13 protein-coding genes are annotated in these 12,993 nt (G+C 60.2%); 2 read left to right on the top strand and 11 right to left on the bottom strand.

The window, feature by feature from the left end; all coding sequences use genetic code 11:
• Positions 1–99: 99 nt before the first annotated feature.
• The 4 genes from G1E_RS28050 to G1E_RS28045 form a co-directional block, all read right to left on the bottom strand.
• Positions 100–324: a hypothetical protein gene (locus tag G1E_RS28050; RefSeq protein ID WP_009682552.1), complete on the bottom strand. Its 225-nt coding sequence runs from the start codon at positions 322–324 to the stop codon at positions 100–102.
• Positions 325–486: 162 nt separating this feature from the next.
• Complete coding sequence (locus G1E_RS24905; protein ID WP_009682551.1) at positions 487–756, bottom strand: DUF3077 domain-containing protein; 270 nt, start codon at positions 754–756, stop codon at positions 487–489.
• Between the two features lie 163 nt (positions 757–919).
• The gene (locus G1E_RS24900) at positions 920–1,162 is read right to left on the bottom strand and encodes a hypothetical protein (protein WP_009682550.1); all 243 of its coding nucleotides are present in this window, start codon (positions 1,160–1,162) and stop codon (positions 920–922) included.
• Between the two features lie 456 nt (positions 1,163–1,618).
• Positions 1,619–2,530, bottom strand: coding sequence for an RHS repeat-associated core domain-containing protein (locus tag G1E_RS28045; protein ID WP_132476700.1), 912 nt, complete (start codon positions 2,528–2,530; stop codon positions 1,619–1,621).
• Positions 2,531–2,722: 192 nt separating this feature from the next.
• Between G1E_RS28045 and G1E_RS24895 the strand changes: the two genes are divergently transcribed.
• Positions 2,723–3,298 (top strand): DUF2780 domain-containing protein, encoded by a 576-nt coding sequence (locus G1E_RS24895; RefSeq protein WP_009682548.1) that lies wholly within the window; start codon positions 2,723–2,725, stop codon positions 3,296–3,298.
• 8 nt (positions 3,299–3,306) lie between these two features.
• Here G1E_RS24895 and G1E_RS27125 read toward each other — a convergent pair whose 3' ends face one another.
• The 3 genes from G1E_RS27125 to G1E_RS24880 form a co-directional block, all read right to left on the bottom strand.
• Positions 3,307–3,990: an RHS repeat-associated core domain-containing protein gene (locus tag G1E_RS27125; protein WP_255751563.1), complete on the bottom strand. Its 684-nt coding sequence runs from the start codon at positions 3,988–3,990 to the stop codon at positions 3,307–3,309.
• Positions 3,991–4,158: 168 nt separating this feature from the next.
• Positions 4,159–5,508 (bottom strand): APC family permease, encoded by a 1,350-nt coding sequence (locus G1E_RS24885; RefSeq protein ID WP_009682546.1) that lies wholly within the window; start codon positions 5,506–5,508, stop codon positions 4,159–4,161.
• 222 nt (positions 5,509–5,730) lie between these two features.
• A complete protein-coding gene (locus G1E_RS24880; RefSeq protein WP_009682545.1) occupies positions 5,731–6,618 on the bottom strand; it encodes an acyltransferase in 888 nt (295 codons plus the stop codon).
• Between the two features lie 182 nt (positions 6,619–6,800).
• Here G1E_RS24880 and G1E_RS24875 point away from each other — a divergent pair, with 182 nt between their 5' ends.
• Entirely contained in the window at positions 6,801–7,301 is a 501-nt protein-coding gene (locus G1E_RS24875) for an ATP-dependent zinc protease (RefSeq protein ID WP_009682544.1), read from the top strand.
• Between the two features lie 175 nt (positions 7,302–7,476).
• On the opposite strand, the gene G1E_RS24870 is transcribed toward G1E_RS24875, so the two are convergent.
• The 4 genes from G1E_RS24870 to aceF all read right to left on the bottom strand — a co-directional run.
• Positions 7,477–8,100, bottom strand: a complete 624-nt coding sequence (locus G1E_RS24870) for a glutathione S-transferase (protein ID WP_047150208.1) — start codon at positions 8,098–8,100, stop codon at positions 7,477–7,479.
• A gap of 3 nt (positions 8,101–8,103) precedes the next feature.
• Complete coding sequence (gene msrA, locus G1E_RS24865; protein WP_029885041.1) at positions 8,104–8,772, bottom strand: peptide-methionine (S)-S-oxide reductase MsrA; 669 nt, start codon at positions 8,770–8,772, stop codon at positions 8,104–8,106.
• A gap of 157 nt (positions 8,773–8,929) precedes the next feature.
• Entirely contained in the window at positions 8,930–11,620 is a 2,691-nt protein-coding gene (locus G1E_RS24860; protein WP_009682541.1) for a bifunctional diguanylate cyclase/phosphodiesterase, read from the bottom strand.
• A 249-nt stretch (positions 11,621–11,869) separates the two neighbouring features.
• Positions 11,870–12,993 (bottom strand): dihydrolipoyllysine-residue acetyltransferase (gene aceF, locus G1E_RS24855; RefSeq protein ID WP_047150207.1); only part of this gene is annotated, 1,124 nt, incomplete at its 5' end.

The following is a 12,993-nucleotide window of genomic DNA, read 5'->3' as shown; positions in this document are numbered from 1 at the left end:
TACGGCGAGTTTGATGCCGGGGTGCCGAAGAAGTTTGTGATCGACCCGCACAAGATGTGGGGCGCGGCGTGATACCGTGATGTAGTGAAGAGCCCCTCATCACGAGGGGCTTTTTCTTGGGTGACTGGCTGAGCCTTGCACGGCAAGCACCGAGCCCATCTGATCGGTTGCCAGCGGGCCGCCGGCTTTGGTGTCGTCTGTACTCAGCTCTGCCAGCGGTTGTTCCGCATTACGTAAGATTGCGCGATGGTGAGCGCCCTTTTTCACTGTGACGAGCTTGTCGCCCTGGTAGAAGAACAGCGTACTGTTTGATGCTTTGCTCATTGTTCAAGTCCCTACCGTGCTGGATGAATGGAGGTCGCTTGAAACCCATTGTGAACAGCGGCAGGGATTTTGATACTGGCAGAACTACTAGTTTTACAGCCTCACACGAAACCTGTGGGAGCGGGCGTGCCCGCGAAGAGGCCAGCCCTGCCAACCCATCACTCAGCGCATCATCCCCAACTCAGCATCATCCATCAGCGCCTTGGCCAACGCGCTCAGGTAATGTGAAGCCCAGAGCAACTGCGGTTTGTTGTCCATCAGGCCGTCAATGGTCAAATCCCGCACATAGCCCATCAGTTCCGAGGCTTGCTCTCGTGCATCCTGGCAAGGGATGCCTGAGGCGATGCAGAACAACGCGTGGGTCTTGTTTTCGCCTTGGTAAAACATGGTTTTGCCAACGGTGGTATTGGGTTTGGTGTTTTCTGTTGTCATTGTTTATTCCCTTGAACTTAGCTGCGCCTGTTCCGGCCTCTTCGCGGGTGAACCCGCTCCCCCAGGTCAGGTTCGTCACAGGCGCAAAGCCGAGCGCAAAATCCCTGTGGGAGCGGCTTTAGCCGCGAAGAGGCCAGCTCAGGCAACGCAAGGCTTGAAGCCCTTAATGCAACGTCCGCGGCTCAGAAGGCAACTGGGCCTGGATCAAGGCTGCTTCAAGCAGCGCTCGCAACGCCTCGAGTTCATGCATCGTCGCCATGATCAGTACCGAGCCTGGCGACTTGGGCTGCAGCAGCACCGCCTGCTGCGCGACCGTTTGCGCGCACAGGGCGTACTCCGCGGCCTGGATGAGTGTGTCTTCTAGGGAATGGTAAGTGTGGGGTGGATCGGGGACGATCTTAAGCATGATGGAACACCTTAAATGGAGGCCATCACCATCTGCTGTCAAACAATTGGTGGCAGCGGTACATGGGTTGACAGACCGGTAGGTGAACCAAAACCCGGCGCACACAAAGTGCCCCATGCACAGCTGCCATAACAGCGAAGCCATGTGATTCATACCAAGGCGGCCTGTCAAAGCCGGTCGCTGATTTCGCAGCGACCGCCCGAGACTAGAGCCCAACCCAGATCATCGCAATGGCTTGTGCGACTCGGGACTGTAATTCAGAAACGTCCTACAGGTAAGTGGAAAAAACGGAATAGGTTGTCGAGATAGGCACGCTGCAATACTGGTGGGGCAGGGCCTAAATCAGTTTGATTTTTGTTGCCCGGCGCCACGATGGGGCCCATGCAGTGCTGCCATAAAAGTGAACCATGTGAGTCACTGCCCCGTCGTTTTCATGTAGAAACTTAACAATTTTTATCAACGCCGGCGAGTCGAAATATTTTGTTCGGATACGTTGGTTCTGTAATTTTTGTCGTCATATGGGTCGTCACGAGTTCTTGTTGGACTGGCCCAGTTTCCTTCTTTTCTGGTATTGCCTTGTGGGGTATAGGCAGGTTTTGGGGCTGCGTCTAATGCTTGCTTGGCAGCTGTAAGGTGGGGGAATAGATACCTGTGGCCTTTGTCTTGATATTTGTTTACTCCTTCTGCCTTTCTTTCGCTTCTTTTATAAATTTTTTCAAGTTGTCTTGCGGTCTTGTTAATCGTAGGCTGTATTGGCTTTCCTCGGTTACGCCTTTCCTCAATTAAGTCGTTGAGGGATTCGGTTTTGTTTATTATTTCATTTTTTTTGTCTGCTATGATGCCAAGGCGTTGGTCTTTTTTTGTTTGGGTATTACGAAACCACGTTCTAGGCTTAAAGATAGACCACATGCCCGTTTCGTCTTTTCGATTCATGGGGTCATTCAGGCAGTACGTGAAAGCGTTTATCCCGCCTCTGCCAAATGGGCTTCCAGCATTGTCCGGGGCGATGAATCGTCCAATTTCAGTGCTGAATCCACGGTGTCCTTGGCCTAGAAGATAAAGGTGCATGTTTTCCAGCATGAACTCGCCGTTGTATCCTATAGCTGCGAATTCTGCTGGTAGTTTGTGGTTGTATCCAAAGGCGGTGTAGCTGTGATTGATTTGCATATCGTCAGGCGTTCTCACGATAAGCACTGAGCCCATTTCATCTGTTGCGAGAAGCTTGGTGCTGCTTGCTTCTTTTTCAGATAATTCAGCAAGCGGGAGCGCTTCAATTCGCAGCATTGAACGCTTTTGATCGTTTCCAATGACAGTCGTTAGTTTGCTGGTCTGGTAGAAATATTTGGCGATACCAGGACTGATTTTCATCGGCGTGCTCCCGTTTCTGCAGTAGGCCCCAAAAATGTATGAGGTGGGTACTGCGATTATCTTGAGTACTTTGAGCAATTGGCTACTGGCAGAAATATCAGGTGTGCGCCTGTCTGGGCTCGGAACAATCACTCAGATTTCCAGTCAAATCCGCTGTTTCCCAGGCCATGCCGGCCAACGAGGTCCCTCCCGATGAAAGTACTCACCCTGGCAACCCTGATGACCCTGGCCGCAAGCCCGGTGTTCGCCTTCAACCTCAGCGACGCCGCCAACGCCGTATCCGCCATGCAAAACCAGCAACAGCAAGGCCAGGTACAGGCGCCCCAGGCGCAGGCCGATTTGCTCAACACCCTGGGCAGCCAGTTGAACATCACCCCCGAGCAGGCCGTGGGCGGGGCGGGGGCGATGTTGGGTTTGGCACGCAACAGCCTGAGCAGCGAGGACTATGGCCAGCTGACCAAGGCGGTACCGGGCCTGGACCTGTTGTCGGGCGCCAATGCCCTGGGCGGGCTAAGTGGCTTGGGGGATTTGCTGGGCAGCAACAAGGGTAGCCAGTCGGCCTTGGACAAGGCATTGGGTAACGACGTGCAGAACCGTAGCGACCTGGACAATGCCTTCAAGGCCCTGGGCATGGATACCGGGATGATCGGGCAGTTCGCGCCGTTGTTGCTGCAGTACCTTGGGCAGCAGGGTATAGCCGGTTCGTTATTGCAGAACTTGGGGGCCTTGTGGGCGACTCCGGCGCCCGCAGCCACGCCGTCTGTATAAGCTTCGTACTACCAGCGGATCTCTTGCAGGCGTTTTTGAATTCGTTCTTTTTCATTCTGCACTTGTTTAACGGTGTTATTGAGCGAACTAAGTCGGCGTAGATATGCATAGATGAGGTTGTGGTTTTTATAGTTCAGCCGGGTGGTAGTAGCCCAAAGATGCTGGATGTCACTGTTCACTATTTCGTAGAGGCTGTGCAGGCGCTCCAGTCTGCTGGTAAGCATTGTCCGCTCGTGGTATCGCCCGTGGCGTTCATTCTTAAAGATGGTGTCAGTGGCAAAACTGACGTTTTTTTTCTTCTGACTGGTTTTGACCGCATTGGCTACGCGTTGCTGAGGGGGCTGGTTGGCGTTACTGACCTTCTGGTACCGGGTCTGTGAAACGGCCTTAAGCTGTGCTTTGCCTTTCCGCAGTAGCGCTGCACTCGGCGACTGCCCAGTGTCGTCCAGGTAGTTTATGGGATCATTAACGCAATACGCATAGGCATTGAGCCCCCCCTCGGAAAATGGGCTGCGGTCATCGGGCGCCTGAAAGCGCTGGAGTGCCGGGCTGTAGCAGCGGTATCCCTGGCCTAATACATACGTGCGGGAGCGCGCCTCATACTGCTCTCCATTGAAGCCAAGCATGGATGCCGGCCTTGCTTGATTTTGATAATGACCGTAGGGGCAATAGGCACGTAGAGCTACTGACACAGGCTTGGCCTCGCAAGACGGTAAGCTTGAGTCTTTAGTTTCCCGACGTCAGGTACAACTAGCAGAATTACTAGTACACGCAGTGAGCACCGACCCGGTCTGGACGGGCGGTGCGGCCCTTCGCGACTCAGGTCGCACCTACAAAACGCAAAGTTGCATTGCGGCAGGTCAGGCGGCTTCGCTGAAGTCCACCAGGCGCACCGGGCGGCGGAAGCCCGCGGTCAGTACCGCCAGGTAAGCCAGGCCCAAGGCAAACCAGCACAGCCCGATCACCAACGTCAGTGCCGACAGGCTGGTCCACAGCCACAGGGTCAGCGCCAGGCCCACCAGCGGCACCAGACCGTAGCACAGCAGCCCCTTGAAGTTGCGCTGCGCCCCGTCATCCATCAGGTGGGTCTTCACCACCGCCAGGTTCACCGCCGAAAACGCCACCAGTGCCCCAAAGCTGATCAGCGAGGCCAGGGTAGCCAGGTCGATCACCAACGCCAGCAGCGAAAACGCCGACACCAGCAAAATGGCGAACACCGGGGTACCGAACCGTGGCGACAGGTAACCGAAGCTGCGCCGCGGCAGCACGTTGTCACGGCCCATGGTGAACAGGATGCGCGACACTGCCGCCTGCGAGGCCAGCGCCGAGCCCAGGCTGCCGGCAACAAAAGCTGCGGTGAAGAAGTTGGCCAGGAACTGCCCACCCGCCTTGAACATCACCTCGTTGGCCGCCGCATCGGCATTGGCGAAGGTGGTGCCCGGCATGACCAGCTGGCTGACATAGGCCAGTACGGTGAACAGTACGCCAGCGAACAGGGTGGTGAGGATGATCGCCCGTGGCACGTCGCGGCGGGCATCGCGGCATTCTTCAGCCAGGGTCGAAACGGCATCGAAGCCGAGGAACGACAGGCACAACACCGCCGCACCGGCCATCAGCGCGCCAAAGCCTGGTTGTGAGCCGTCACCCAGCAGCGGCGACAGCAGGTCGAGCGGCTGGCCGGCCAGCGTTTGGCATGACAGCGCCACGAATACCACGATGAAGACGATCTGCGCGCCGACGATCAGGTTGCTGGTTTTGGCCACCGAATGGATGCCGACCACGTTGAGCACGGTAACCAGGGCGATCGAGGCCAGCGCAATGGACCACGCCGGGATGGCCGGGAAGGCGATATTGAGGAACAAGCCGATCAACAGGTAGTTGATCATCGGCAGGAACAGATAGTCGAGCAGCAACGACCAGCCCGCGAGGAAGCCGATGTTGGGGCCGAAAGCCATGTTGGTGTAGGAGTACGCCGAGCCTGCCACTGGGAAACGCTTGACCATGAAGCTGTAGGACGCGGCGGTGAACAGCATGGCCACCAGGGTAACCATGTAGGCGCTGGCGGTGCGGCCGCCGGTCAGCTCTGTCACGATGCCATAGGTGGTGAAGATGGTCAGCGGGACCATGTACACCAGGCCGAAGAACACCAGGGCCGGAAGGCCGAGAACACGGCGAAGCTGAGCGGAGTTGAAGCTGGGTGGGTTGGCCATCGATCGATCCAGAGCGTTTTTTTAGTTGTGCTTTGGTCGATTTTTATCCACTTAGGTGGGGGATGACAAAAAAGTAATCCTTATGTTGATTATTAGCCTGGGTTTTAATCGGATTGTTGGGCTACCTGAGCGGGCCGCGGGTGGCAGCGCAAGCTCGAAGGTAGCACCACCCTGTGAGGTGCGGGTTCACCCGCGAAGAGGCCCCATCAGGCGGTAAAGACCTCAGCCCATCTCCCCCCGCAGTTGCTCGATCCGCTGGTCCTTGTCCAACCACAACTGGTTCACCCAGGCCTGCACGGTCTGGCGGAATTCAGGATCGTTCTCGTAATCCCCCGCCCACAATCCAGGGTCCAGCTCACGCACCTGAATGTCGATAATCACCCGGCTAATGCTGCCATTGAGCAAATCCCAGAACCCCGGCGCCTTGTTGCCTGGGTACACGATGGTCACGTCCAGCAGCGCATCGAGCTGATCACCCAGCGCCGCCAGCACGAACGCCACGCCACCGGCCTTGGGCTTGAGCAGGTAACGGTATGGCGACTGTTGCGCCTGGCGCTTGGCGTCGCTGAAGCGCGTGCCTTCGAGGTAGTTGACCACGGTCACCGGCTGGCGCTTGAACAGCTCGCAGGCGGCCTTGGTGATCTCCAGGTCCTTGCCCTTCAGCTCGGGGTGCTTGGCCAGAAAGGCCTTGCTGTAGCGCTTCATGAACGGGTAATCCAGCCCCCACCAGGCCAGCCCCAGCAGCGGTACCCAGATCAGCTCTTTTTTCAGGAAGAACTTGAAGAACGGCGTGCGCCGGTTGAGGCTTTCGATCAGGGCCGGAATGTCCACCCAGGACTGGTGGTTGCTCACCGCCAGATAGGAAGTGTCCTTGCGCAGGTTCTCGACGCCGCGGATGTCCCACTGGGTGGGGATGCACAGGGCAAAGATGGCCTTGTCGATTTCCGACCAGGTTTCGGCCACCCACATCACCGCCCACGAGGCATAGTCACGGCCACGGCCCGGCAACACCAGTTTGAGCAGGGCGAAGACCAGCAGTGGGCAGATCAGCACCAAGGTGTTGAGCAGCAGCAGGGTGGTCGTAAGAATGCCGGTAAGCAGGCGACGCATAAGGAAACTCTTGTTGTATGAAGTTGGCAGGGCGCAATGATAAGCAGCGCCGGGGCCTACGCCAAATGTCCAATGCCCGGCGGCAGGAACAAATGTTTCACAACATGTTGGATAACCTTGTGACAACGAACCTATCCTGCCAGTGCAGTCTAAGCACTGACCTCTTTGAAGGAAGCCTGCCTGTGAAACCTTTGCTTGCCCTGTTGTCGTTGTTGTCACTGCCGGTAATGGCCGCCGACCCTACCCTCTACGGCCGCTACGAGAACATCGCCCTGCCCGAGCTGGGCGAAACGTTGAAAGCCAAGATGGATACCGGCGCCTTTACCGCCTCGCTGTCGGCCAAGGATATCGAGTTGTTCACCCGCGATGGCGATGAGTGGGTGCGCTTTCGCCTGGCGACCAAGGACGCCGATGGCAAAGTTTACGAGCACAAGGTCTCGCGTATCAGCAAGATCAAAGGGCGGGCCGATGAGGAAGACGAAGGGGATACGCCGGAAGTTTCCAAGCGCCCGGTGGTCGACCTGCAGTTGTGCCTGGGTGACGTGAAACGCACTGTTGAAGTGAACCTGGTGGACCGCAGCAACTTCAACTACCCGCTGTTGATTGGCTCCAAGGCGCTGCGCGAGTTCAAGGCGGCGGTCAACCCGGCGAAGAAATTTACTGCTGGCAAGCCAGACTGCTGATACGTAGCTTGAGGAAGGGCAAACAGGTCGGGCGCTGATTGGGTCAGGATTGGGCAGTTGTTTCCTGTGGGACCCCGGTGAGGCATTCGCGGGCATGCCCGCTCCCACAGGTACTGCACAGCTCTCGAATACTGTGATGTCCCTGTGGGAGCGGGCGTGCCCGCGAAGAGGCCCTTCAGGCCTGCGGAGAAGTGGCGACCATCGACGGCCGCTTGCTCACCTCGGCATACCACGCGGCCAGCCCGGGCTGGTGCTCGCGCCAGCCGAACTCGGGCTGACGCAGGTCCAGATACCCCAGCGCACAGGCCACGCCAATCGCTGCCAGGTCGAACCCGGACATCAGCTCAGGCAAATGCTCCTGCTCCAGGTTGGCCAGGCTACGGCGAATCTTGTCGCCCTGCGCCTGCAGCCAACCGTCCCAGCGCTTGTCTTCAGGCCGCAGGAAGCTTTCATAACGGCACGATACCGCTGCATCCAGGATCGCATCGGCCTGCGACACCATCGTCAGGCGCCGCCAGCGTGCTGAGCCTTCGCGTGGCAGCAGCGGCAAGCCGACGTGCTGCTGGTCCAGGTACTCGCAGATCACCCGGCTGTCGTGCAGCACGGTGCCGTCCTCCAGGCGCAGCGCCGGGATCTTGCCGATCGGGTTGTCCTGGTTCAGCTGCTGGTCGCCGCTCACCGGGCTGATGTTGACCGGCTGCAGTTGCACCCGCTGCAACTGGCCGGTTTCGTGCAGCACAACCATCACCTTGCGCACGAACGGCGACAAGGGCGAGTGGAACAGCGTCATCGTGCTCATGCTTCAGTTACCTTGCAGGCTGGGTGGCAGGCACACGCCGGTGCCGCCGATGCCGCAGTAGCCGTCCGGGTTCTTGGCCAGGTACTGCTGGTGGTAGGCCTCGGCGAAGTACACCGTCGGTGCCTGGTCGATTTCGGTGGTGATTTCGCCGAACCCGGCCTTGTTCAGCTCGGCCTGGAAGGCGTCACGGCTGGCCTTGGCCTGTTCCAGCTGTTCCGGGCTGGTGCAGTAGATGGCCGAGCGGTATTGGGTGCCGACATCGTTACCCTGGCGCATGCCCTGGGTCGGGTTGTGCAGCTCCCAGAACATCGCCAGCAGTTCGCGGTAGCTGACCTTGTCCTTGTCGAACACCACCAGCACCACTTCGGTGTGGCCGGTCAGGCCCGAGCAAACCTCTTCGTAAGTTGGGTTCGGGGTGAAGCCGCCGGCATAGCCCACCACGGTGCTGACCACACCTTCGCGCTGCCAGAAGCGGCGCTCTGCGCCCCAGAAGCAGCCTAGGCCGAAGATGGCGAAGTCGATGCTGCCTTCGAAGAACGGGCCGAGCAGTGGGGTGTCCTTGAAGACGTAGTGGAACTCGGGCAGGCTCATTGGCGTTTCGCGGCCAGGCAGGGCCTGTTCCGCGGTAGGCATGACGTTTTTGTTCACCAGGATTTCCGAACGCAGGACCATGGCCGTTCCTCTGTGTTTAATCAGTTGGATAGGTGTTGGGGCTTTCGCGGGCATGCCCGTTCCCACAGGATCTGAACGTTGTGGGGAGCCTGTGGGAGCGGGCGTGCCCGCGAAGGGGCCCGAATGGCTTCTATAGTGCCCGAGGTTTACGCCGCTGTCAGGCCACCGGTCCACGCGGATAGCGCTTCAACCGCTCGGCCAGCTCGCGCCCCGGGATCGGCCGGTCGAACAGGTAGCCCTGGCCCACATCACACCGGTGCCTGCGCAAGAATGCCAGCTGCTCCGGGGTTTCGATGCCCTCGGCCACCACCTTCAGCTTCAGGTTGTGGGCCATGGCGATCACCGCCGAGGTGATTTCCATGTCGTCCTGGTTGTCGGGGATCTCGTTGATGAAGCTACGGTCGATCTTGAGGATGTCGATTGGAAACTTCTTGAGGTAGCTCAGCGACGAGTAGCCGGTGCCAAAGTCGTCCATGGCCAGGGTCAGCCCCAGGGCCTTGAGTTCCTCCAGCTGGCGGTGGGTGTCTTCGCTGGCTTCCAGCAGCAAGCCTTCGGTCAGCTCCAGCTCCAGCAGGTGCGGGGGCAGGGCTTCTTCCTTGAGGATGCTGCTGATCGACGCCACCAGGTCCGGGTCGGAGAACTGCTTGGGCGACAGGTTGATGGCCACATGCAGGTTGCCCATGCCACCGGCGCGCAATTCCTGGCTCATGCGGCAGGACTGGCGCACGACCCACTTGCCAATGGGGATGATCAGGCCGGTTTCCTCGGCCACGCTGATGAACTGGTCTGGGCGGATCATGCCGCGCTCGGGGTGGTTCCAGCGCAGCAGCGCCTCCAGGCCCAGCAGGCGACCGCTGCGCAGGCACAGCTTGGGCTGGTAGAACACCTCCAGCTCGTTCTGGGTCAGTGCGCGCCGCAGGTTGTTCTCGACGAACAGCTTGTAGCTGGCCTCGGCATTGAGCACTTCGGTGAACACCTGCACCTGGTGCTTGCCGTTGGCCTTGGCCTTGTGCAGCGCCAGGCCGGCGTTTTTCATCAGGCTGGCCGGGTCGCTGCCGTGCAAGGGTGCATAGGCCAGGCCGACCGAGGCGGTAACGTTGATCAACTGGTTGTCGACGAACATCGGCTTGTCGAGGGTGCGCAGCAACTGCAAGGCCACGCCCTGGCCATCTTCCAGGATGGTGTTGTCCAGCAGCACGGCGAACTCGTTGCTGGCAAAGCGTGCCAGGATACCGCCGCTGTGCAGGCTGTTGCGCAGGCGCCGGGCCAGGCTGATGAGCAGCTTGTCGCCGGTCTGATGGCCAAGGCTGTCGTTGATGCGCTTGAAGTTGTCGATGTCTACCAGCAGCAGGCACATCGAGTGTTCGCCGTCGCGGGCAAAGCGCTCATCCAGGCTGCGAATGAACGCCGGGCGGTTGCCCAGGTTGGTCAGGTTGTCGGTGTACGCCAGGCGTTCGATGCGCTGCTGCGCCAGTTTGGTCTGGGTGATGTCTTCATAGATGCCGATGTAGTGGGTCAGCTCACGGTTGTCGCCGTACACCTTGGAAATCGACAGCTGCCCCCAGTAGGGCTCGAGGTTCTTGCGCCGGCTCTTGAATTCGCCTTGCCAGCTGTTGCCCATGGCCAGGCTCGACGGTGAGTCGAACAACAACTCATTGAGGTTTTCCAGCGCCGGCAGCTCGCCGAGGTGGCGGCCTTGTACTTCGTCGGTGCTGTACTGGGTAATGGCGGTAAAGCTTGGGTTGACGTACTCCACCCGGCCATCGCGGTTGACCAGCAGGAACGCGCTGGCGCTTTGTTCGACCGCACGCTGGAACAGGTGCAGGGCGTTGGCTGCAGCGCGCCGGTTGTGGTTGGTGATGACCTGGGCGAACTGGTCGGCCAATTCGCCGGCGAAGGCGATTTCATCCGACTGCCAGGCCCGCGGCTGGCCGGTCTGTTCCAGGCACAGCACACCCACCACCTGGCCGTCGACACGAATGCTGGCGTCGAGCATGGCCTTGTTTTCCGGGCACAGACTTCGTGCCAGCTCACGGGTGCGCGGGTCATGGCCGGCGTTATGGGCATCGATGGCGCGGCTGGCGTGCAGCGCGTCGAGGTAGTCCGGGAAACGGCTGGCGTCGATGGCTTCGGGGCGGCGGTGTTCCTGGGTGTCGCGTTTCCACGCGGTGATCGGCTCCAGGCGCTGGTCTTCCAGGTGCCAGATGCTGGCGCTGTCGACGTTGTAGATTTCGCAAGCGCTCTGGGTGATCAGCTGGGCGGCTTCCAGCAGCGAGTTTTCGGCACTGTAACGTTGGCGGGCCAAACGCAGGATCAGGTCCTGCTGGCCGCGCACGCGTTCCAGGTGCTCAAGTTGCTCCTGCTGGGCGCGCTGGTTCAGTTGCAGGGCCAACTGCAGGCGGTTGTTGCGCGACTCCAGGTCGTTGGCATCCTGCTCGGCGGCGTCGTGCGGCTGGTCGTCGAGCACGCTCAGGTAGCCACGCAGCAGCAGGCGGTTGTGCTGCTTGTAGGCTTCACCCGCCTCCAGCAGGCGCAGTGCGGTATTGGGCGTATGCAGGGTATAGCGCACCCGGTAGTAACCGCGCTGGGCCAGTTGCTGCTGGATCTCGTCGTGCAGGCGGTAGCGTGCCTCGGGCTCCATCAGGCTGGCGTAGGGCGCATCGAACTGTGCGCACAAGGTGCCGGCATGTAGGCCGAACTGCCGCTCGCAGGCTGGGTCCAGGTAAAGCATGGCCCAGCTGGCTTCGTTGAGCCTTTCGAAACGCAGCATGCCCAGCCGCGAGGGCACGGGTAACTGCGTGACGACCTCGGCCGCCACACGGCTGGCGGCATCGGGTTGGCTTTTCATCGAAGACTCGCTTGAAGAGGGAATGCTGCGTAGGGCCGCTGCGGGTCTGGCAAGGTTGCATCATGTGCCGAGGGCTGGCAAGCAGCCATGTGTGATGCCGTGTAGGGGTTATCGGCGGTCTGGCCGGAATCTGTAGTTTGGCGTGCTTGTTCAGCGGGCAAAAAAAGCCCCGCCAATCGACGGGGTTGAGGTACGAGCGTGGCAGCTCGAAAAAGGAACTGCCCCTGCATGCAGGGGCAGTGGGCCGCCTTACAGCAGCATGGTGCGGATGTCGCCCAGCACGTCGCCCAGGCGCTTGGTGAAGCGCGCGGCGGCAGCGCCGTTGATCACACGGTGATCGTAGGACAGCGACAGTGGCAGCATCAGCTTGGGCTGGAAGGCCTTGCCATCCCAGACCGGCTGCATGGTTGCCTTGGACACGCCAAGGATCGCCACTTCCGGCGCGTTGACGATCGGCGTGAAGCCGGTGCCGCCAATGTGGCCGAGGCTGGAGATGGTGAAGCAGGCACCCTGCATCTCGTCCGCCGAGAGCTTCTTGGTACGGGCTTTTTCAGCCAGTGCCGCAGCTTCGGCAGCCAGTTGCAGCAGGCTCTTCTGGTCGACGTTCTTGATCACAGGGACCAGCAGGCCGTCCGGGGTGTCCACGGCGAAGCCGATGTGCACGTACTTCTTGCGGATGATGGCCTTGCCGCTTGGCGCCAGCGAGCTGTTGAAGTCTGGCAGTTCCTTGAGCAGGAATGCGCAGGCCTTGAGCAGCAGTGGCAGCACGGTCAGCTTCACGCCAGCCTTTTCGGCTACGGCCTTCTGCGCCACGCGGAAGGCTTCCAGCTCGGTGATGTCGGCGGAGTCGAACTGAGTCACGTGCGGCACGTTCAGCCAGCTGCGGTGCAGGTTGGCGGCACCGACCTGCATCAGGCGGGTCAGGGCCACTTCTTCCACTTCACCGAACTTGCTGAAGTCCACGGCAGGGATCGGCGGGATGCCGGCGCCACCGGTCGCGCCGGCAGCTGCCGGGGCGCTCGATGCCTTTTGCATCATCGCTTTGACGTAGACCTGCACGTCTTCCTTCAGGATGCGGCCGTGCGGGCCGGTGGCCGCGACTGCGCCCAGGTCGACACCGAATTCACGGGCCAGTTGGCGCACCGCCGGGCCTGCGTGGACCTTGGCGTTGCTACCGGCAGCCGGCGCGGTGGTAGCCGGCGCAGGGGGGGCTGCCGCCGGGGCGGCAGCAGCAGGTGCGGCAGCCGGGGCAGCCTCAGCCTTGGCCGGGGCAGCGGCGGCAGGTGCCGGGGCAGCAGCAGGTGCTGCGCCAGCGACCTTCAGCTTGAAGATCAGGTCGCCAGTGCCGACTTCGTCTTCCAGCTTGCACAGGA

Origin of the sequence: Pseudomonas sp. TJI-51, assembly GCF_000190455.2 — a bacterium.
In the GTDB taxonomy this organism is placed as follows: Bacteria; Pseudomonadota; Gammaproteobacteria; order Pseudomonadales; family Pseudomonadaceae; genus Aquipseudomonas; species Aquipseudomonas juntendi.
The sequence above is the reverse complement of the archived record's forward strand: the minus strand, read 5'-3'. Positions and strand labels throughout refer to the sequence as shown.